20 protein-coding genes, 1 tRNA gene and 4 pseudogenes are annotated in these 21,131 nt (G+C 40.6%); 15 read left to right on the forward strand and 10 right to left on the reverse strand.

Annotated elements, in window-relative coordinates:
- Nucleotides 1-112 precede the first annotated feature (112 nt).
- Nucleotides 113-694 (forward strand): cation:dicarboxylate symporter family transporter, encoded by a 582-nt coding sequence (locus NSS60_RS01645; protein WP_192954241.1) that lies wholly within the window; start codon nt 113-115, stop codon nt 692-694.
- Here NSS60_RS01645 and istB read toward each other — a convergent pair.
- Together istB and istA are read right to left on the reverse strand one after the other, a co-directional pair.
- The gene (gene istB, locus NSS60_RS01650) at nt 653-1,405 is read right to left on the reverse strand and encodes an IS21-like element IS5376 family helper ATPase IstB (RefSeq protein ID WP_088223613.1); all 753 of its coding nucleotides are present in this window, start codon (nt 1,403-1,405) and stop codon (nt 653-655) included. The two genes, NSS60_RS01645 and istB, sit on opposite strands and share 42 nt — an antisense overlap.
- A complete protein-coding gene (istA, locus tag NSS60_RS01655) occupies nt 1,402-2,604 on the reverse strand; it encodes an IS21 family transposase (protein ID WP_088223614.1) in 1,203 nt (400 codons plus the stop codon). The genes istB and istA overlap by 4 nt, the downstream gene beginning before the upstream one ends.
- A 79-nt stretch (nt 2,605-2,683) precedes the next feature.
- On the opposite strand from istA, the gene NSS60_RS01660 reads away from it, so the two are divergent.
- The 4 genes from NSS60_RS01660 to NSS60_RS01675 all read left to right on the forward strand — a co-directional run bounded on the left by NSS60_RS01660 (nt 2,684) and on the right by NSS60_RS01675 (nt 6,677).
- On the forward strand, nt 2,684-3,493 hold the full coding sequence (locus tag NSS60_RS01660; RefSeq protein ID WP_445290614.1) for a dicarboxylate/amino acid:cation symporter: 810 nt from the start codon (nt 2,684-2,686) through the stop codon (nt 3,491-3,493).
- Between the two features lie 372 nt (nt 3,494-3,865).
- On the forward strand, nt 3,866-4,999 hold the full coding sequence (locus tag NSS60_RS01665) for an IS4 family transposase (protein WP_064214037.1): 1,134 nt from the start codon (nt 3,866-3,868) through the stop codon (nt 4,997-4,999).
- A gap of 92 nt (nt 5,000-5,091) precedes the next feature.
- On the forward strand, nt 5,092-5,616 hold the full coding sequence (locus tag NSS60_RS01670) for a sigma-70 family RNA polymerase sigma factor (protein WP_232467173.1): 525 nt from the start codon (nt 5,092-5,094) through the stop codon (nt 5,614-5,616).
- Nucleotides 5,613-6,677 (forward strand): anti-sigma factor, encoded by a 1,065-nt coding sequence (locus NSS60_RS01675; RefSeq protein ID WP_088223616.1) that lies wholly within the window; start codon nt 5,613-5,615, stop codon nt 6,675-6,677. Before NSS60_RS01670 ends, NSS60_RS01675 begins: the two co-directional genes overlap by 4 nt.
- 481 nt (nt 6,678-7,158) lie before the next feature.
- On the opposite strand, the pseudogene NSS60_RS14945 reads toward NSS60_RS01675, so the two are convergent.
- Both NSS60_RS14945 and NSS60_RS01680 read right to left on the reverse strand, forming a co-directional pair.
- Nucleotides 7,159-7,343, reverse strand: a pseudogene (locus tag NSS60_RS14945) (pre-toxin TG domain-containing protein); the annotation flags it as partial.
- Between the two features lie 81 nt (nt 7,344-7,424).
- Nucleotides 7,425-7,709 (reverse strand): annotated as a pseudogene (locus tag NSS60_RS01680) (Imm70 family immunity protein); the annotation flags it as partial.
- A gap of 102 nt (nt 7,710-7,811) precedes the next feature.
- On the opposite strand from NSS60_RS01680, the gene tnpC reads away from it, so the two are divergent.
- The gene (gene tnpC, locus NSS60_RS01685; protein WP_088223283.1) at nt 7,812-9,260 is read left to right on the forward strand and encodes an IS66 family transposase; all 1,449 of its coding nucleotides are present in this window, start codon (nt 7,812-7,814) and stop codon (nt 9,258-9,260) included.
- A 70-nt stretch (nt 9,261-9,330) separates the two neighbouring features.
- On the opposite strand, the pseudogene NSS60_RS01690 reads toward tnpC, so the two are convergent.
- A pseudogene (locus NSS60_RS01690) lies at nt 9,331-9,462 on the reverse strand (Imm70 family immunity protein); the annotation flags it as partial.
- 10 nt (nt 9,463-9,472) lie between these two features.
- Nucleotides 9,473-9,867: pseudogene (locus NSS60_RS14950) on the reverse strand (pre-toxin TG domain-containing protein); the annotation flags it as partial.
- A gap of 143 nt (nt 9,868-10,010) precedes the next feature.
- Between NSS60_RS14950 and NSS60_RS01695 the strand changes: the two are divergent.
- The 3 genes from NSS60_RS01695 (at nt 10,011) to NSS60_RS01705 (ending at nt 12,710) form a co-directional block, all read left to right on the forward strand.
- Nucleotides 10,011-10,081, forward strand: a tRNA-Cys gene (locus NSS60_RS01695).
- A 93-nt stretch (nt 10,082-10,174) separates the two neighbouring features.
- Nucleotides 10,175-10,888 (forward strand): hypothetical protein, encoded by a 714-nt coding sequence (locus tag NSS60_RS01700; protein WP_088223618.1) that lies wholly within the window; start codon nt 10,175-10,177, stop codon nt 10,886-10,888.
- 688 nt (nt 10,889-11,576) lie between these two features.
- Nucleotides 11,577-12,710 (forward strand): IS4 family transposase, encoded by a 1,134-nt coding sequence (locus tag NSS60_RS01705; protein ID WP_064214037.1) that lies wholly within the window; start codon nt 11,577-11,579, stop codon nt 12,708-12,710.
- Between the two features lie 12 nt (nt 12,711-12,722).
- On the opposite strand, the gene NSS60_RS01710 is transcribed toward NSS60_RS01705, so the two are convergent.
- The 4 genes from NSS60_RS01710 to NSS60_RS01725 all read right to left on the reverse strand — a co-directional run bounded on the left by NSS60_RS01710 (nt 12,723) and on the right by NSS60_RS01725 (nt 15,960).
- A complete protein-coding gene (locus NSS60_RS01710; RefSeq protein ID WP_088223619.1) occupies nt 12,723-13,355 on the reverse strand; it encodes a PspA/IM30 family protein in 633 nt (210 codons plus the stop codon).
- The gene (locus NSS60_RS01715) at nt 13,356-13,838 is read right to left on the reverse strand and encodes a hypothetical protein (RefSeq protein WP_064214466.1); all 483 of its coding nucleotides are present in this window, start codon (nt 13,836-13,838) and stop codon (nt 13,356-13,358) included.
- 87 nt (nt 13,839-13,925) lie between these two features.
- Entirely contained in the window at nt 13,926-15,299 is a 1,374-nt protein-coding gene (locus tag NSS60_RS01720; protein ID WP_064214465.1) for a sensor histidine kinase, read from the reverse strand.
- Entirely contained in the window at nt 15,289-15,960 is a 672-nt protein-coding gene (locus NSS60_RS01725) for a response regulator transcription factor (protein WP_064214464.1), read from the reverse strand. Before NSS60_RS01725 ends, NSS60_RS01720 begins: the two co-directional genes overlap by 11 nt.
- Before the next feature lie 292 nt (nt 15,961-16,252).
- Here NSS60_RS01725 and NSS60_RS01730 point away from each other — a divergent pair, with 292 nt between their 5' ends.
- From NSS60_RS01730 to rlmD, 6 genes are all read left to right on the forward strand, one after another.
- Complete coding sequence (locus NSS60_RS01730; protein WP_340720595.1) at nt 16,253-17,179, forward strand: diacylglycerol kinase; 927 nt, start codon at nt 16,253-16,255, stop codon at nt 17,177-17,179.
- Nucleotides 17,180-17,411: 232 nt separating this feature from the next.
- The gene (locus NSS60_RS01735) at nt 17,412-17,975 is read left to right on the forward strand and encodes an RNA polymerase sigma factor (protein ID WP_004888828.1); all 564 of its coding nucleotides are present in this window, start codon (nt 17,412-17,414) and stop codon (nt 17,973-17,975) included.
- Nucleotides 17,972-18,424, forward strand: a complete 453-nt coding sequence (locus NSS60_RS01740; protein ID WP_064214461.1) for a hypothetical protein — start codon at nt 17,972-17,974, stop codon at nt 18,422-18,424. Before NSS60_RS01735 ends, NSS60_RS01740 begins: the two co-directional genes overlap by 4 nt.
- Complete coding sequence (locus NSS60_RS01745; RefSeq protein WP_340720596.1) at nt 18,421-19,491, forward strand: hypothetical protein; 1,071 nt, start codon at nt 18,421-18,423, stop codon at nt 19,489-19,491. The genes NSS60_RS01740 and NSS60_RS01745 overlap by 4 nt, the downstream gene beginning before the upstream one ends.
- The gene (locus tag NSS60_RS01750) at nt 19,488-19,685 is read left to right on the forward strand and encodes a LiaF transmembrane domain-containing protein (RefSeq protein ID WP_035018405.1); all 198 of its coding nucleotides are present in this window, start codon (nt 19,488-19,490) and stop codon (nt 19,683-19,685) included. The genes NSS60_RS01745 and NSS60_RS01750 overlap by 4 nt, the downstream gene beginning before the upstream one ends.
- Before the next feature lie 64 nt (nt 19,686-19,749).
- Nucleotides 19,750-21,114, forward strand: coding sequence for a 23S rRNA (uracil(1939)-C(5))-methyltransferase RlmD (gene rlmD / locus NSS60_RS01755; RefSeq protein WP_004888831.1), 1,365 nt, complete (start codon nt 19,750-19,752; stop codon nt 21,112-21,114).
- Nucleotides 21,115-21,131: the final 17 nt, after the last annotated feature.

Consider the following 21,131-nt stretch of genomic DNA (forward strand, 5'->3'; position numbering starts at 1 on the left):
TACCCTACCTTTTTTTTGGTCTAGCAAAATGTGTTACACAAAATTTTATACATCATCGAAAGAAATGAATAATGTAATTATAGGTTTGTTTATTACCTTGGTAGTGTTTGGGGTGTTTTATTATTTACAAAAAAAACATCTGAATTTTGGAACGTTTGTTTTTTTATCAATGATTTTAGGTGTATTGGCTGGAATAGTTTTTAAAGACTCCGTTATTGTGTTTGATAGTATAGGTCAAGTATATGTTCATTTAATCAAAATGTTAGTTGTACCATTAGTTTTCACTACACTAATTACTAGCTTAATATCCTTAGAAGGACATATTCGATTAAAAAGGATAGGTTTGAAAACAATATCATGGTTTTTGGTTACCGCAGCTTTAGCAAGTCTTTTAGGTCTTCTTATCGCAAAAATTTTTAATCCGGGAAGAAACGTTACATTAAGTCATGGAGTTGATTTTCAGCCAATAGAGATTCCTCCGATAAATGAAGTTTTAGTTAATTTTATCCCTTCTAATCCCATTGGTCATATGGCAAATGGCGAAGTGATTCCTATTGTTATTTTTACTTTATTATTAGGAATCGCTTTAAATGTCAAGGCCGATTATTTTTTCCCCAAAATCGTCGGTTTAAAATTCCCCAGAAGGATCTCATCAATCCTTCCGTTTTTCTTCTTGGAGTCTCTTATCCCGTAATCGGTAGCTTTCCCCCTTTAGGTTGAAAATGATGGAATGATGCAATAATCGATCTAACATCGCTGTCGCCAACACCGAGTCTCCCACGATTTCTCCCCATTCCCCAAAGCTTTTGTTGGAGGTGAGGATAATCGGGGCATGTTCATATCGCCGGGCGATCACTTGAAATAAGTAATGAGCGCTGTTTGGGTCCAGTTTTAAGTATCCCATTTCATCAATAATCAGAATTGTTGGCTTTACAAAGACACGAAGCTTTTTTTCCAACTTTCCTTCCTGGTCGGCTCTTCTTAACTGAGTCACCAAATCATGGGCGGTAATAAAATACGTTTTATACCCTCTTGCGATCGCCTCCATTCCAATCGAAATGGCCAAGTGCGTCTTTCCAATCCCCGGTGGGCCGAGAAAAAGGATATTCTCTTTTCGATCAATAAAGGATAACGTAAGCAACTCTCGAATTCGACGCTCATCCACTGAAGGTAGTGCGGTAAAATCAAACGTATCAATGGTCTTGCGATACGGAAGCTTGGACAGTTTGATGAGCGTTTGGATCGATCGTTCCTGTTTTTCGATGATTTCTGCCTCTAATAAACGGAATAAAAACTCCGAATATGGTATATTATGAGTAGCTGCGTATTCTGCCATGGCGGGCCATCGCTCCGCCATGACAGGCAATTGAAGACGGTGGCAATACTCGTGTATTTGTTCTTTCATGAGCTTTCCCCTCGCAGGAACGCGTCATAAACGGACAATGGGCGAGTAGCCACTTCCACCGAAACAGGCGAAATGGTGGCCGCCATTTTCGTCTGTTTCTTTTTTATTTTTTCCGCGAATGAAATTGCTTTTTTCTGTTGGTCCAAGTAAGAAATCTCCTCCCCTCGATAGAACAAGTGAATATCCCCATTCAATCGCTCTTTCACCAGAATTTCTTTCCCCGCATACTCCACTGATAGGAGCCATTGTTCCCCTTTATAAGAGAAACTGCCATCCCAATGCACTTTTCGATAGGAAAGATAGCTCGTATCGTAATCTTTCACTGGGAGAGGTTTGAGCTGTTCCTCTGCCCAACGTTCTTGCGGGGGAATACCGGTAGTGGCGTTTGGCTTCCGATTCGCCACTTGATCAAGCCAGCGAAGAAGCAGGGAATTGAGCTCTTCCACACTTTCAAATGCGGTTCCCACGTAAAAGTGGTCCATGATATACTGAATGGCTCGTTCCACTTTTCCTTTTGTCTGGGCCCGGTAAGGCCGGCACGCTTTGGGAATAAATCCGTAATAACCCGCAAATTCAGAGAAACGTTGATTCCATTTCACCACTCCTTGTTCCCGTCCGTCCGTAACGGTTTTCATATTGTCAAATAACACCTTCTTCGGAACCCCGCCAAAGTACTTAAAACTTTGAATCAGGCATTCCATTAAGTGCTCCTGATCTTGGCTGGTCGTAAATACCGCGTATTTCATCCGTGAATAGCCTAATGTGGCCACAAATAGCGATAACTTGACTTTTCTCCCTTCGATCACGACCTCCCCGACTTCTTTCCAATCGACTTGCATTTGTTCGCCAGGGAGTGTTTCATAGCGAACGGTGTATTTCTTTTTCGCCGTCTCCCGGAAAGGTTTTATATAGTCCTTTAAAATTGTTTTTCCTCCTGTGTAACCTTGTTGTCGAATTTCGAAAAACAATTTTTCGCTGTTAAACACCCCATCCTCTAACATTCTTTTTTGAAGGTAGTCTTTAAATGGATCTAACTTGCTTTTTCTCTGTTTCCGCTTAGATTTGGAAGGAGGATTGGGGGAGTGAATATATTTTCGAACGGTTTTCCGATCGATCCCCAATTCCCTCGCAATATCGGAAATATTCATTCCCCTTTCATACATCTCTTTGATCATAAAAAATTCCCCTCTCGTGATCATGAACCATAGCTCCTCTCATTGACACTATGGTTCTATTGTAAGTGGGGAATTTTATTCCGGCTATATTGGGGATTTTATCATCGGCTTTAACATAAATATAGAGAACAGCAAACATCCTGACAAAGTTGAACATGTTATAAAGTTCTTTAACGGTTTTTCGAAAATTATGTTTCGGCTAACAAAAATGGTTCTAAAATTAACTCCTTATGGAGTGTTTGGACTAATAGCTAATGTTTCCGCTAAATATGGTTTAGATACACTTCTACCTTTAGGTTCTTTTATAGTGACAGTGTATATTGCTTGTCTTGTACATCTCTTATTTACGTATGGTGGTCTTGTTTTTTTAATAGGTAAGATAAATCCTTTTATTTTCTTTAAAAGAGTGTACCCGGCGATGGTAGTTGCATTTACTTCTAGAAGTAGCTATGGAACATTACCTGTAACACTTGAAGTAATAATCCAAAGATTAAAAGTACCTGAAAAAATTGCACATTTTGTTGCTCCGTTAGGGGCTACAATCAACATGGATGGTTGTGGAGGATTATATCCAGCAATTGTTGCAGTTTTTGTTAGTTCAATTTATGGAATTGATCTATCTATTACCCAATATATATTAATTATTGCAATATCAACAATTGCTACTATAGGAACGGCCGGAGTTCCGGGAACAGCATCTGTTATGACTACAGTTGTGTTATCTAGTGTGGGTTTACCAGTAGAAGGTTTAGCCTTAGTTATAGGAGTAGATGCCATAGTGGATATGGCGAGAACAACTGTAAATGTAACAGGGGATATTGTTGTATCCTTGCTCGTTGCAAAATCTGAAAAAGAGTTGGATGAAGAGACATTCTACAACGCGAAAGATTTAGATTTAATAAAAGATATATAAAAACACAGGGGGGCGGCCTTATTTAAGGCTGTCCTCTTTTTATTTACATAAAAACAATTTTTTAGTCAAGTTTTATTTACCTGATACATATACATGGAGTGACAATAATTTCTTTCAATTGGAGCAATGTGTCGATGTGTAATACAAACCATCGCCTTATTATTAGGCTACACACTTCCTCATTAGAGTCTATAGATAACTTCGTATAGTAAGTAATCAAAGTATATAGTTGATGTTGGATGATTTTTGCATTCTTTTTTATTGTATCAGGCGTGTTGATTAACCAATAATATCCATAAAAAACATAGAAAAAAGAGCACCTTTCCTGTAGAATGTAAGTAACAACACAAACAAACCTAGGAGGTGCTCTCTATGCACAAGCATACCACACTCCCAAATTTGATGCAAAAAATTGTTTCTGATGAAGATCTCCAGTCGATTACCGAAGCCGTTGGCTACCATGACACTTCGCGGACGTTTACGGTGCGCACGTTGGTTGATTTTTTTCTGCTGGCGGCACTTCACGAATGGAAAAGTTTCCGTCATGGTGCCGATGTGGCGAAAATGTACGGATTGCCGACGTTTCATTACTCGACGGTTTCTAAGAAAGCGAAAGAAGTTCCGTACGAGGTGATGAAGCGCTTATTTGCTTTGGTTGTTTCTAAGTGCAATCGCCAAACCCGCCGTTCGCTTCGCTTTCCAAAAGCATTGCGTATAGTAGACTCCACGACCGTCACCGTGGGGAAAAACCGCCTGACATGGGCACCCTATCATGGGGAACGATCCGGAGTGAAAATGCACGTCGCGTATTCCCCTGAGCAACAAATGCCGAGCGACATCGTAGAAACCGTAGGGTTGCGCCACGATGGACCGGTGGGAGAGCGGCTCACAGACGTACAAACGGTTCTTGTCGAAGATCGAGCGTACTTTAAAATTGAACGCCTCGATCGGTTTGTCGAACAGAAGCAACCGTTTGTGATTCGGATGAAAGACAATGTCGAGATCCATCAAAAAAAGAGCCTAAAGCGCCTTTCTTCCTCCTCTTCTTCTATTGTGGCGGATTTTACTTGCCAGTTAGGAACGAAACAATGTCGTTCCAAAAAGCGCCATCGCGTCGTGATCTTTCAGGATGCGAACGGGCATGAAATCCGTGTGGTCACGAACGTCTTAGAGGCATCGGCGGAAAAGATTGCCGAGATGTATCAAGAACGTTGGACAGTGGAAGTGTTTTTCCGATGGATCAAGCAATATCTAAACGTTCCGACCTTATTTGGCAACAACGAGCATGCGGTATACAACCAACTTTTTGCGGCATTTATCGCTTATGTGTTACTGAGATGGCTATATCATCGAACGGAAAAACGGACAACCTCGTCCCTTACCTTTCTTTCGTTTGTCCGTCGTTTTTTCTCTGGGCAACTTCCTCTCGAATGGAAATCCGAGATGGCAGCTGTCTTATTTGAGTATGCCCGAATATATGGGAGGAGTATGCCTAATTTTGGATAATCAACAGCCGTGTTATTGTATAATTTTCATAAAAAAATTTAAAAAAACAGAAACTTTTTGTTTCTATACTCGTCTTTTATATGGGAAGGGGGGTGGAAACGATTGCTAGTAAGTTTGATTTCGATATACTTATGAGCCTACATTCTAAATCCCTTTTTCAGTATCTATACGGATTAACCAATGATTATCATTTAGCGGAGGATCTCCTGCAGGAAACATTTTATAAGGTTTATTTACATTTAAGCAGCATGAACGAGGTAGTACAAATAAAATCATGGCTTTACCGGATAGCCTATAACACCTTCATCGACCACTACAGAAAAACAAAAAAGATAAAGGCTGTACAGGTTGATGATTTTTATACGTCGTTGAAGCTAGATCCATCACTGGAGACGGAGAATGCGGTTTTGCAGAAATATCAAGCGGATTTAATTTATAAACATTTGGCCACAATGAAAGAACTGCAGCAAAAGGCCATTACGTTAGTCGATATAAAAGGATTTAGCTACAAAGAAGCGGCGGATATGTTAAACGTGAAAATTCCTTATTTAAAAAGCCTTGTGTTCCGGGGAAGGCGGGAATTAGAAAAACGATTACGCAATGAGGTGAAGGGATGAGAAAAGACGAGTTAAAACAATTATTGCAGAAATATCAAAATGGCACACTAAGCAAAGAGGAAGAACTGAAAATAGAGGAGCTTCTAGAAAGTTTTGATGTATACAATGAATTTCTCAATGAAACCCTTCATGATGAAGGGATGAAGGAAGCCGATCTCGCAAAAATGGTGAAAAAGGCCCAACAAAAATTCTTTTTTAGAAATACGCTGCTCGTTTTATCTTTTATACTCGTTATTGTTCCGCTATTGACGATGTTTACTGTTATTTATTACGGTTGGGGGCGAGACCACAGCAAAGGAAACGAATTTATACGAACGATTAGGACTGCGAGTGAAATGATGGTCCCAAATGTGTACGTGGATTACGATACCGTTGACGACGAAATTAAGCCGTTTACCATGAATGTAACAACCGACAAATATAAGATGTTTGGTGATAAAAGAAGTTATTTAGGCAAGGATACTTACAAACTGTTCTTAAATGATATTTTTTCTAAAGAATCAAATTATCGAGCTATCGGATATTCCATTAATCAAATTGGAATCAACTTTATTCATCCGAAAGCAAAATACTATTTACAAGACGAAAGAACAAAAATTCAGTCTCTTCCGGGTGATTGGCCGCTTGAAATCTATATTTCCTTGGATCAGTCCTACTCCTTAAAAGAAATAAACGAAAAATTTAAAGGATATAACATTACATGGCTTGCGTTAGAAACAGGTGTAGAGGAACAGATGAAGGATGATTTAGATTTTATCCAAACACCGGCAATTGGTTTTCCATACAAAAAAGTGCATGTAGATTCTGTATTCAATCGTTCGTTTACTGATTACGAAGAAGTAGTCAAAGGGCTGGAGCTATTGAACAAATACGAAAAATGGGCAACGGAACTAACAGAATATAAAGATTTAAAAATGGCCGAGCGACTAAAATGGGTGAAAAAACATAAAGAATTGAAGATCTATGGAATTGCCATTACAGGAACCGTTAAAGATATTTCGTCCCTAGAAAAGATGAAGGAAGTCAAAGTTATTCGATTGGGACAGATAAATTTACCATAGCAGGGAGTTGATAAATAAATGAAAATAAAGTTATCTCATATTAATTTGATCAATACCTTGGTCGCTTTGTTTCTCCTTCTTTTGTTAAATGTTCAACTCATAGCCCACTTACCAGTTTTCACTTTTGGCTACCTATTTATTTCATTATTTGGAGTCTTCATATCCTTGTTAGGAATGAAAAAAGGAGATTTATTCTATTCATATTTAGGGGGAAGTCTACATTTCATTCTCATTATTTCATATTTTATTATAATATGGATTGGTATTGGCATTAACTATAAATAAGAAACAGTTTTTTGTGGAAATGAGCGTGCATAAGTATATATGTACGCTTTTTTTCATGTTTGTAATTTTAAATAATGTCAACATCAATAATATCAAGATAGTTAACAGAATTAAGCTTTCGAATACATACAAAAAAACACTTTTACATCTATTTCTTTCTTCTCACTGGTAATTTTTATTTTATGCATCCTCATTACCCCTTACCAACCACCTCACCCCTAGTTTTGCCAATCATGTTCATCGTAGTTCTTTTACTTCTTTCTCGGCTCCGCTCATCCATATACGGGGCTCTGGACCAATTCCCGCCAAGGCCGGCTGCCATTGGACAGACGGAACGCTGGCGAGAAGGTCTTCTCATTGCTTCTTGAACGAGTGTATCGTTTAGATAATCAGCCTTAAAATAAAAAACCTTGAAAGGCTTATAGCCATTCAAGGTTATCAAAAATCATAGTTTAAACTTTCTTAAATACTTTCTATTTCAATGTCTGACTTTATTTTTAAAGCTTTATTTAATGCTTTTTTTAAAATAGTTATTAAATCTTCCCCATCACTTGTAACAAAATAGTTAGATAAGTCTGTAATTTCATCACTTATATTATCTCCCCATGGAGGTGTTTTTGAAAGGTCTTCGATATCCCAAACGACTTGTGATGGACTGTAATTTTTCAAACTTTCTTGAATTTCATCTATTTCTTTAATAACATCTTTAATATATTTATACTCAAGTTTACCATTATATAGTTTGTCTAATAAAAGAGGTAACTATTCAGCCACATCATAAAGTGAGCTGAATATTTTTTGCTTTTCCTGTCTATGATGTGAATATTGATAGACAAGGAGGTGAATCGCATGTTGACGGTACAACAAGCTGTATTTACAGTTGAAAGCTTAATCAGCAAAGTCCAACAACAAAAGCAGCTCATTACTCACCAACAACAAGTCATTGAGCAACTGTTGAAAGAAAACAAACAGCTACGCAAAGAAAATGAACAACTGAAGTACCGTGTTCAAGAGCTGGAAGCACGCACGAAAAAAAACAGCTCCAATAGCCATTTGCCCCCATCTTCTGACCGTTTTGCCAACACACGTTCTTCTCGTCAACCATCTGGCAACAAGCCAGGCGGACAAGAAGGACATCAAGGAACGACGCTCCGTCAAGTGGAACATCCACATCATCGTGTCGTCCACCGTGTGCATACGTGTCAAGGATGTGGGGTTTCTTTGCGTGACGTCAAACCGTTCAAAGTCGATATCCGTCAAGTGTTTGATGTCCCTCCTGTGGCGATCGAGGTGACACAACATGAACGTGAAGTGAAATCGTGTCCGCATTGTCGATGCGTGCAACAAGCCGAATTCCCATCCCATGTCACGAATCATGTGCAATACGGTCCACGCCTTACTGCGCTCGTTGTTTATTTACATCATATCCAATTGATCCCGTACAAGCGTTTAAGTGATACAATCGAAGCGTTATATCAACACTCGATTAGTACAGGAACCCTTGCCAATATGGTGAAACGAGGACGCGAAGCGCTGGAATCAAATATGGACATCATCGAAGACGCCTTACTTGAATCCAACATCCTGCATGTCGATGAAACGAGTTTGCGCATCAATGGGAAACTCGCATGGGTGCATGTCGCGTGTACATCGAGATATACATACTTGGCTTCTCACGCTTCTCGTGGAAAGAAAGCAACGGATGAGATCGGGATTCTTCCACAATACAAAGGGACGATGATGCACGATGGGTTCGGTACGTATCCGAAATACACACATGCCACCCATGCCCTTTGTCATGCCCACCATTTGCGTGAGTTAAAAGGATTCATCGAACAAGGGCATACGTGGGCGATGCGCATGACCACGTTTCTGTTAGCCGCCAAGCAAGCCGTCGAAGCCCATCACGGTGCACTTTCCGAAGAAGAAGCGAGACGGTGGGAACGAGTGTATGATCGCATCCTAGAAAGAGCACAACATCGATTGGAAACGATGACACCTCTTCCGAAAAAAGCACTCGCTTTTGTTCGACGGCTTCAGAAACGAAAGGAAGAAGCGTTGCGTTTCTTACGTGAAGTACATGTTCCCTTTGACAACAACCAAGCCGAACGCGATCTTCGCATGGTTAAAGTCAAAGAGAACATTTCGGGTACGTTTCGCGTAGAAACATTCGCCCAGTCTTTTTGTATCACAAGAAGCATCGTTTCCACACTGACGAAACACGAAAAAAACGTGTGGGATTCGTTATGTCTTCTGTTGACGGGTGACACGCTTGATCGCGTTCTTTCTACCACTTAGGGCATTTTCTATTACGGGGATGCCCTATTTGTGTTGCGCTTCTTTACATACTACTATCGGAGTGAATAGTTACTAAAAGAGGATACTTTGTTCCCCAACCATTTGGCTCTAAATGATAGCTTACTGTTGAAAAAAACGAATGTAAAAAATCACCATGACCAATTGGATACCAGTAATATTTTACTTTCAAACCTACAGCCAATTCTGTCACCTCACTCATTAGTTTTTAAACTAATATTTACTTTACCATTTGTTTTTTCATTATTCTATCATACAAATCATCTAGTATTTCTTCCGATACGTTTTGTCCCCGTATATCGATAATAACAGTTTGTTTAGTACCTCTCGGCAAATCACTTAATCGTTTTTCAACTTGGGTAGAAATATTGTTTACTAATCTGCTTCTACCACTTGGGGTAGTAATTTTATAATTTTTTACCTCTATACTAAATCCTTCTCTATAAAAATCTGGTCTTGAGCTTCCTTTTGTCCCATAAGGTACTTCTTTTCCGTTTTTGAAAGATTTTTGAGCACTATATTCTGGATATTCTTTTCCTATGTCAATTTCTGATTGTCTCCAAGACGGTCTAGCATTACCCGTACCCTTAGTAACAAAAAAATCCTCTAAAAATATTCATTTAAATAGTTGTAAAATTCTTGTTCTCGATTTCTTTATGATATGTAAGTTGCTTATTAAGATATAAAAAATGAAATTTGTATCGTTACTAAAGGATCTTGGGTAAAAAATATGGTGGTATAGCCAAGAGGTAAGGCAGAAGTCTGCAAAACCTTGGTCCCCGGTTCGAATCCGGGTACCACCTTTACTTCCTTTTAACGCGTTAGTTGGAAGTATTGTTTGAAAATGTAGCTACATTTTCGGTTTTACAATCAATAATAAATAAGGAGGAAATAATATGTTACAAAATATCATCCTATTGTCAAAAGAAGAACAAACTGACTTATTAAACAAGGTGGAACAAGATGACACATTTAAAAAATTAAAAGAGGCTATGGAACAACAATATCCAACCTCAACACAGGGCCTCCAAGTAATTGAAGCAATTAAAGGGGAAGTTGTTTGGGATGATGGAAAGGCTCAGTTTAAATCCATTGTACTTTTTAACAAAGAGAAGCACGCAAAACTGTACATCCTAGAATCACAAAAAGACAATAATGTTTTCATGTACTATTCTGCAGATGTATCAGATCCAGAAAATACAGAAGTCCTTGGCTTAAGAACTGGTAATGGTGAAGTAAAGCAACTATTTAGAACGGAATTCGACCCAACCTTCTTTAAAGAAACAAATTATGCTGTTCAGTTGATGAATAGGGAAAACGATGTAGAAGCTGAAGATTTCCCATTTAGCTTTTGCTTAGTTGAATGTGCAGGCACTTATAGACACTGCGGACCGGGTTGCGGAGATGGTATGTCAAAAGGTGGTGGAACCCCAATCAACGCAATTGATAGTTGTTGCCGGGCTCATGACAGATGCTATGCTAATTTTGGTTGGGGAGATGATTGTTGCGATAAAGAGCTTGTAGATTGTGTTACACGCAATAAATCGGTTGATTATTGCGCATATATCGATATTGTAGCGTGGTTTGGCGGAGATGCTGATAATTGTTAAGATGATCAGTTGTTAATGCTAATAAATATAAAACAATGATCAATGACCACCCTTTTTTGGGGTGGTCATTTTTATTTTAGTGATAATCTTTCCACAAATGAAACGCCCCAAGCACAACGTCCTAGCCAAAAGTGGTATTTCCTCGTTTTTATTATCACCTCAAGGAACAGTGCTTCTTTAAAATGATTTAAAGTCGATTTGTTTGAGAAACTTGTTATCTTTGTGAATATCCATTCTTTTGTATATACCTATGTATTCTTAAATTAAGACAAAATAACGGGTACAATATTTAAAAATAAGGGAGGACAAAAAGTAGGATGATTTAATTTTCATAAAGGATTTTATGAGAGTTTTATCAAGTAAATTAATTGAATTATGTGGTTTGTGAGCATTCTGTTTCTCACCATCGATATTTCATGTAGACTTTTTTTAATAAAAAATAAAAATACTGCAGAGTTTTTCAACTTCTTGAACTAAAAAAGTAAGTGTATGCACCTAATAGCTGATTGTTGAAGAGGATGAACTAGCTGATCTTACTTTTAAAGGCTCTTCGGATTAAGTGATGAAAACATTAATTTCGGAACAGGCGTGTTGATTAACCAATAATATCCATAAAAAACATAGAAAAAAGAGCACCTTTCCTGTAGAATGTAAGTAACAACACAAACAAACCTAGGAGGTGCTCTCTATGCACAAGCATACCACACTCCCAAATTTGATGCAAAAAATTGTTTCTGATGAAGATCTCCAGTCGATTACCGAAGCCGTTGGCTACCATGACACTTCGCGGACGTTTACGGTGCGCACGTTGGTTGATTTTTTTCTGCTGGCGGCACTTCACGAATGGAAAAGTTTCCGTCATGGTGCCGATGTGGCGAAAATGTACGGATTGCCGACGTTTCATTACTCGACGGTTTCTAAGAAAGCGAAAGAAGTTCCGTACGAGGTGATGAAGCGCTTATTTGCTTTGGTTGTTTCTAAGTGCAATCGCCAAACCCGCCGTTCGCTTCGCTTTCCAAAAGCATTGCGTATAGTAGACTCCACGACCGTCACCGTGGGGAAAAACCGCCTGACATGGGCACCCTATCATGGGGAACGATCCGGAGTGAAAATGCACGTCGCGTATTCCCCTGAGCAACAAATGCCGAGCGACATCGTAGAAACCGTAGGGTTGCGCCACGATGGACCGGTGGGAGAGCGGCTCACAGACGTACAAACGGTTCTTGTCGAAGATCGAGCGTACTTTAAAATTGAACGCCTCGATCGGTTTGTCGAACAGAAGCAACCGTTTGTGATTCGGATGAAAGACAATGTCGAGATCCATCAAAAAAAGAGCCTAAAGCGCCTTTCTTCCTCCTCTTCTTCTATTGTGGCGGATTTTACTTGCCAGTTAGGAACGAAACAATGTCGTTCCAAAAAGCGCCATCGCGTCGTGATCTTTCAGGATGCGAACGGGCATGAAATCCGTGTGGTCACGAACGTCTTAGAGGCATCGGCGGAAAAGATTGCCGAGATGTATCAAGAACGTTGGACAGTGGAAGTGTTTTTCCGATGGATCAAGCAATATCTAAACGTTCCGACCTTATTTGGCAACAACGAGCATGCGGTATACAACCAACTTTTTGCGGCATTTATCGCTTATGTGTTACTGAGATGGCTATATCATCGAACGGAAAAACGGACAACCTCGTCCCTTACCTTTCTTTCGTTTGTCCGTCGTTTTTTCTCTGGGCAACTTCCTCTCGAATGGAAATCCGAGATGGCAGCTGTCTTATTTGAGTATGCCCGAATATATGGGAGGAGTATGCCTAATTTTGGATAATCAACAGCCGTGTTACTCACCTTTTAATTGTTTCAGTTGTTGTTCGACTTCTATATCAAATGATTGAGGGGGCAACGTTTGAATGGCTGAGCGAGCTTTTGCTTCTGCTTCAAGCAACATCACTTTTTCTTCCATGCGTGCAAAGCCTTTTATGACATGGTCATAACGGAAAGATGTGATCGCCTCATCCATTTGTTTCATCGTTTCAGCGACATAAAAGCGCGTCATTAATTGCATTTGTTTCAATTTTAATTGCTCGTACGTTTCGTACAATTGTTTCACTTTTTCCGTTAAAACGGTTGTTTTTTCTTTTAATGTGTTGTATTGTTGCGTATATAGCTCTAATTTTTTTTCATAGGCGATTTTTTCTTGAAGGGCCATCTTTGCGATCGGCTCTTCATTTTTTTCTACAGCTAATTTTGCTTGGCGAGCCCGTTTTTCGATCATTTCTTTTGCATCTGCGATGAGACGCTCATATTTTTGTTCTAGCACAAACTGTTGTGCCAATGCTTGTTGTGCTTGTTCAAGCTGTTCTTCTAGTTCACGAATGTACTGTTTCGTCATGCGAATTGGATCTTCGCATTTGTCGATCATATCATGCAAGTCAGCAAGGACGACATGTTTGACACGTTTCAAAATGCCCATTTATTTTTCCTCCTTTTGTATTGTTTTTTCCCATTCATCTAAAAAGCTATGGCTTTGAATTGGTGAGACAAATGGTGCAAATTCAGGTGTCGGCTTTGTTTTGTTTTTTAGTAAAACGTACGCTGCAATGATCGCTAAGACGGCGAGCAACGTTTTTGGTAAAAGCGCAATGAGCCCAATTGCCATCAGCGCACCGCCAATCCACTTCCCACCACCGCGCGTCGTTTTCCAAACAATCCATCCGATGATGACTAATGCCAGCTGAAGAAGGAAAGGAATCCATCCGAACATTGGCATACCGTGTGGTCGCATCATTTGTGGACCGTGATGACCGAACGCGCGATGATGTTTACCCATTCCCATTATGTGTTCTGCTGGCATTCGTCCGCTCCAACCGATGTGCATGAAATAAGTAGCGATGTGCGCGAATACGGCGATGACAACTAGTCCACCGATCAAGAAGAAAACCGTTCGTTTTTTCACATCTATCACCTCCTTCGTTATTTACAGTTTGAATTGTACAAGAGAAAAGAGAAAATTAGGTGAAAAAGAAAAAAACGTGCAACATATTTATGCACGTTTATCATTTGGAAAAGTGATCGTGAATGTCGTTCCTTTTCCCACTTCGCTCTGTACTTGAATGTTTCCTTCATGTGCTTCGACAATCCATTTTGCGATAGAAAGCCCAAGTCCGTGTCCGCCAATTTGTCGTGTCCGCGCTTTGTCTGCACGATAAAATCGGTCAAAAATGCGGGGAAGATGCTCAGGAGCAATTCCAATACCTGTATCAGCCACAGAGATGGTTACTACTTTTCGTTGTTTTATTACGTGTTGAGCTAACGATAGGGAAACTGTTCCGCCTTCAGGTGTATATTTGATGGCATTATCAAGCAAAATGTACAACAGTTGTGTACATTTGTCCTCGTCTCCAACAAATTCAATTTGTTCAGACGCATGAAACTGAAGCGTAATGTTCTTTTTATTTGCAAGCTCTTGTAACGACTGTAACGTACGTTCTGCACATGCACGTAGTTCAAACGGTTTTCTTTCAATTTGTAGCTTTGCATCGTCTGTACGCGCAAGGGTGAGAAGGTTATTAATGAGCTTTGTCATTCGTTTCGTTTCATCCCCTAGACGTTCGATCGTTTTTCGGCTAAATTCATCGGATGTTAATGACGTATCCATTTTTAACGCTTCAACAGAGGAAAAAATGACGCTAAGCGGCGTGCGCAACTCATGGGAAGCATCTGCCACAAATTGACGTTGCCGATTGTAAGCATCTTGAATGGGGATGAGCGCTCGTTTGGACATGAAATAGCTAAAGGCAATAGCGACAGCGATAAATAAGACGCCTAGACTAAGCAAAATAAATGTCGACCATTTGAGCAAGCGAAACATGCTTGTCGCATCCATCCCAACGTATAAAATGCCGATAAGTTGTCGGTCAACAATTACTGGTCGGGCAGCCGTTAATATTTTTAATTCATCCGCACGAAATCGTTTTAACTCATAGCGATGATGGGGGATCGTGACTTCGACATATCTCAATTCGTTTTTTTCTGGCGTCCACGGTTGAAGCGTCGAAAGGAGCAGCGGTCGCAATCCTTTATTCACTTCATCTCCCATCATCAATCGTCCACGTGTATCAATGACGTAAAAAAATAGTTGATCTTCACTTAAAAATATGACGTTTTGATCGCTAGACCACCCGATAAACGATTGCTCTTTTAGCATGTTTTCAATCGTTTGGCCTTCTTGTTCGGCGAGCGTTCGAATGCGTCGCTCTTGGTCATTTGTAATAACGGTATGAATAAGAAAAGAAACAACCGCGATAAAGATGGCTAAAAAAGCGATAAGAATACCGCTATATGTGGCAGTTAATCGCGATTGTGTGCGGCGAAACATATCGGAATGATGAAACAAAGATCGTATACTATTTTTCAATGGTATATCCCACCCCGCGTACCGTTTTAATGAGTTGTTGTTGTTCATCGCCAATTTTTTTACGCAATAGCTTAACGGTTGCGTCAATCGTTTTCATCGATACGTCCGCATCGTATCCCCAAATGCGATCAAGAATAATGTCGCGTGTTAGAACGCGTCCTCTATTTTGTAATAATAAATCAAGTAGTTGAAATTCACGTGGGGTTAATATAATTTGTTCACCATCTTTCAACAGTGTATGGCTTGTACGATTGACTTCAAACGCTCCCCAGCGAACAATTTCTTCTTGAATCGGTGCGAACGTGCGCCGAGACAATGCTTTCAGCCGCGCCATAAGCTCGTCGATTTCAAACGGTTTCACTAAATAATCGTCCGCTCCGGCTTCCAGTCCTTCAACGCGATCTTGAACCGCATCTTTTGCGGTTAACATTAAAATCGCTCCGTGATAACCATGTTTTCTTAAACGTTGACATACGCTCACCCCATCGCTATTTGGCAACATCCAATCTAAAATGATCACATCATAAAACGAAGCGAGGGCATAATCGTAAGCGTCCTCTCCTTCTTGCACCCAGTCAATATGTTCGACTCCTTTTTTCTTCAATAAATGGACAATGAGTTCACCTAAATATATATCGTCTTCAGCAAGCAACACTTTCATCCTCATCACCTTTTTTCTTTCATGATATCAAATGTTGATGAAAAATGAGTGAAAATAGAAAAATAGAAGTGATTAGGAAAAGCGAGGAGTCATTATTTTCTACAAACTTAAATACAAAAGTGCTCGAATACATTTTGCTTGTATTAATCGTAGCGACTGTGATAAAAATTTGGTATGAAATGTTCAAGTAAGCTGGCTCCGTTGAGTCGGCTTTCTTTTGTTCGTTGCAATGGTTGTGAAAATTTGGTATGATGTTAAATGGTGGAAAAATAAAATAAATAGGATGATGGGGATGAAACGAGCACGTATTATTTATAATCCGACGTCGGGAAGGGAAGTATTTAAAAAGCATTTGCCTGATGTACTCATTCGGTTAGAACAAGCAGGATATGAAACGTCATGTCATGCGACAACAGGGGCAGGGGATGCGACAGAGGCAGCGAGAAAAGCGGTCGAACGCGAATTTGATCTTGTTATTGCTGCTGGTGGAGATGGCACGATTAACGAAGTCGTCAACGGGTTAGCGGATGCGTCATATCGCCCGAACCTTGGCATTATTCCAGTCGGAACGACGAACGACTTCGCCCGCGCGATCGGTGTGCCACGCTCTATAGAAGGAGCATGTGATGTCATCGTGAACGGGGAAGCCGTGCCAATTGATATTGGAGCGGTAACGAACGAAGGAAAGACGCATTATTTTGTTAACATTGCTGGTGGCGGACGTTTGACGGAGTTAACGTACGAAGTGCCAAGCAAATTAAAAACAATGCTTGGTCAACTGGCCTATTATTTAAAAGGAATTGAAATGCTTCCTTCCTTGCACCCTGTCCATGTCAAAATCGAGTACGATGGAAAAATGTTTGAAGGGGCTGTCATGCTGTTCCTCGTTTCGCTGACGAACTCGGTCGGTGGTTTTGAAAAACTAGCACCTGATTCATCATTAAATGATGGCATGTTTGATTTAATTATTTTAAAAGAAACGAACTTAGCTGAATTTATTAAAATTGCGACGCTGGCTCTACGCGGTGAGCATATTCACGATCCGCACATCATTTATACGAAAGCAAACCGCGTCAAAGTGTACACGGAAGAAAATATGCAACTCAATTTAGACGGCGAGTATGGCGGCATGCTTCCGGGCGAATTTGTTAACTTATATCGCCATATGAATGTATTTGTTCCGAAAGAAAAAGCTGAACAAATGAGAACAGGGGAGTAATCCTGTTCTTTTTTGTTCGATTATGCTACAATCTTGACAGCATTTTGCGGAAGGAGAAAGAAACATGGAAGCACCAGTGGCAAAAAACGAATATTATGACGTCACTTTTGAAGATTTAAGGAGAAAAAGATGGAGCGCCTGTTTCCTAGGCGTTTTTTTATTTCACAAAAATTGACACGAAAAAAATTACAAAAAAGTGTAGGGCAAACGGCTAATGATTTCGTCTATATAAGTGAAGACAGATAGAAAGGGGGAGAGTGAGATTCAGGACGAAGCATTAATCGCGAAAGCAAGGAAAGGAGACGAGCATGCATTTCGCCTGTTAATCGAGAAATACCGCAATTATTTATTTAAAACGGTGTACTCGATTATTCGCAACGAAAAAGATGCCGAGGATGTTACGCAGGAAGTATTTGTGCGGATTTATCTTTCACTCCCCCGATATCAGTCACAAGGCTTTAAAACATGGATGACGCGCATTGCTGTGAACTACGCGATTGATGTCAAGCGGAAAATGCAGCGGCAGCGTGAAGAAGTAATGGAGTCCATTGAGGCCGAAGCCGATGAAAGGGTTGAAGTTTCGGTTATGAAAAAAGAGGAGCGAGAGCGAATCCGCCAACGTCTTGAGGAAATTCCGCCTAACTATCGAGATGTTATTTACGCTTATTACATAGATGAAAAATCGTATCAACAAATTGCGAAAGAACAAAATGTCGAAGTGAAAACGGTCGAGACAAAGCTTTACAGAGCACGCAGCTGGCTAAGAAAGCATTGGAGGGAGGAGGATTTTCAATGAGTCATTACACGAACGAAGAATGGCGGCAGTTCATTTGTGATGTACTGCCAGAGGAAAAAAGAGAGGAAATGGAGAGCCACCTTTATAGTTGTGATCAATGCTTAGCGGTATATATGGAGCTCATTGAAGAAAATGCTTCCGACTTGCCGAATCCTTCCGATGAAGCTGTTTCAGCCGATGTCATCCTTGCACAAGTTGAACAATATAAAAAGCCAAAGCGTACGAAGCAGACACAGACGAAGCAAAAATTGCTTCATTACGGAATTGCCGCTGCGATTACGATTGGGTTTATGTCTTCGGGAATTTTTCAATTAGTCACAAATGTCGGCGTTGTTGGAACAGATTTATCAGAAAACAGGCCGGCCTATACGGAACAATGGATGGATAAAACATTATCATTTCTCGATTGGCTAAAGGTAAATCAAAAGGAGGAAGTGAATAATCGATGAACAAAAATTCGTTAGTTGCGTTCTTTTTATCATTTATCCCTGGTGCTGGGCATTTTTATTTAAATAAAAAAGCAAGGGGAGTGTTTTATAGCTTTTCCTTTTTTGCGCCGATTGTGCTCGCGGTCGGTCTTGTCTTTCTGACATATAGTAGTGAACCGTTGGCGATCGTCCTCTTTTCTTTATTGATTTGGTTGGTCAGTATTTTAGATATGATTCTTACACTCATCAAAAGACAGCCGGAGCATACACTTGTCCAAGGAGAGGTTTTACAGGCAAATCAGGACAACGAGAAGTTTTACACGATTCTTCTTTCCTTCATTCCCGGGCTCGGGCATTTCCGGCTCGGCTTGATGAACCGAGGGTTAACGTTATTAATCAGCTTCTTTGGGCTTATGATCATGATATTTTTTGTAACGGTATTGCTGCATGAAGGCAGTTTCTTAGTTTTTTTAGGAATTTTGCCGATCGTTTGGATTTACAACATGTTTGATGTTGTTCAACAGCTCAATCGAAAACAAAACGGCGAGTCACTGGTCGATCGAACGATTTTCGAAGATTTTGAAGCGAAACGCGAGGATGGAAGGAAAAGCAAAACACTTGCGACTCTCCTTTCGATTTTTCCGGGTGCGGGTCATATGTACCTAGGATTACAGCGCAGAGGCTTGCAGTTAATGGCCGCCTTTTTGCTGGCGATTTATGTGATGGATGTGTTAAGACTGTCTGCCTTTTTCTTCCTTATTCCGCTCATTTGGTTTTACAGCTTTTTTGACGCATTGCAGAAGGCGTCGAAGTATGGCAAAGAAGAGCTTGAGGATCAGCCGATCGTTTCCTACTTTATCAATCATCAAAGATGGGTTGGATTCGGATTATTGTTGTTAGGTCTTTATTATTTGCTTGACAGCATCCTGCTTCCAGCATTTGCTTCGCATCTATCAAAGCTATTACAAATCGATATTTATTACTGGTACAATCAATTTTTCCAAACAACGATCGTTTGCATTTTGTTAATTGGTGGCGGCTTCAAGCTGCTTTTAGGCAGTAAAGAGAAGAAGGAGGGGACGAAATGAGAAAATGGCGCGTTGGGACGGTGTCAATGGGAGCCTCTCTTATTTTGCTTGGCATCGTGTTGTTTATTTCTCAATGGGAAGGAATGGGAGCTGCAGACATTTTTGCGAGCTGGTGGCCGTTTCTCTTAGTGTTGCTTGGCGTTGAAGTATTTGTACCAAAGGAAAAAGCAGAACAAATGAGAGCAGGGGAGTAATCCTGTTCTTTTTTGTTCGATTATGCTAAAATCTTGACAGCATTTTGCGGAAGGAGAAAGAAACATGGAAGCACCAGTGGCAAAAAACGAATATTACGATGTCGTATTTGAAGACTTAACACACGACGGTGCAGGCGTGGCAAAAATCGATGGCTTTCCGATTTTTGTCGCGAACGGGCTCCCAGGAGAGAAAGCGAAAATTAAAGTCATTAAAGTAAAAAAAGGCTACGGCTACGGTCGTTTAATTGAATTATATGAGCCAAGCGCAGATCGCGTAGAGGCACCGTGTGCGGTTTATAAGCAATGCGGGGGCTGCCAGCTGCAGCACCTTAGCTATGAAGGGCAATTGAAAGCGAAACATAAACATGTAAAAGAAGTGCTTGCTCGCATCGGGAAAATTGAAGATGTCATTGTTCATCCTGTGCTTGGCATGAGCAATCCGTGGCGCTATCGCAATAAGGCGCAAGTGCCCGTCGGTGAGCGCGAAGGCGGACTTGTCGCAGGTTTTTACAAAGAAAGAAGCCACGACATTATCGATATGGACACCTGTTTGATCCAGCAAGAAATGAACGATATCGTCGTGCAAACGGTCAAACAAATTTGTGAGAAGTATAACATCCCAGCCTACAACGAACAAACGCATAAAGGTACTCTCCGTCACATAATGGCTCGCTACGGGGCAACGACGAAAGAAGTGATGGTCGTTTTGATTACACGCACCGAGGAGTTGCCGCATAAAAAGAAAATCGTTCAAGAAATTATTGAAACGGTACCAAATGTGAAGTCCATTATTCAAAACATCAATCCGAAACGGACAAATGTCATTATGGGTGACGAGACGAAAGTACTGTGGGGAGCTGAATACATTTACGATTACATCGGTGACATTCAATTCGCGATCTCGGCCCGTTCCTTCTATCAAGTGAACCCGGAACAGACGAAAGTGCTGTATGAAAAGGCGCTCGAATATGCGGAGTTAACAGGTGAAGAAACCGTCATTGACGCTTACTGCGGCATTGGAACAATTTCTCTTTTCCTGGCGAAAAAAGCAAAAAAAGTGTACGGTGTCGAAGTCGTTCCAGAAGCGATTGAGGACGCTAAACGCAACGCGAAGCTGAACGGCATCGACAACGCCGAATTTGCCGTCGGTGAAGCGGAAGTCGTCATTCCGAAATGGTACGAACAAGGCATCGAAGCTGACTGCATCGTCGTTGACCCGCCGCGCAAAGGCTGCGACGAATCGTTATTGCAAACGATTATCGCCATGAAGCCAAAGCGGGTGGTGTACGTATCCTGCAACCCGGCCACACTCGCTCGTGACTTGCGCATCCTCGAAGACGGCGGGTATAAGACACTCGAAGTGCAGCCGGTCGACATGTTTCCGCATACGAATCATGTGGAGTGTTGCGCGTTGCTTATAAAAAAATAAATATTTGGAAAAGCTCG

Origin of the sequence: Anoxybacillus sp. FSL W8-0382 (genome assembly GCF_038003845.1) — a bacterium.
Lineage (GTDB): Bacteria > Bacillota > Bacilli > Bacillales > Anoxybacillaceae > Anoxybacillus > Anoxybacillus flavithermus_G.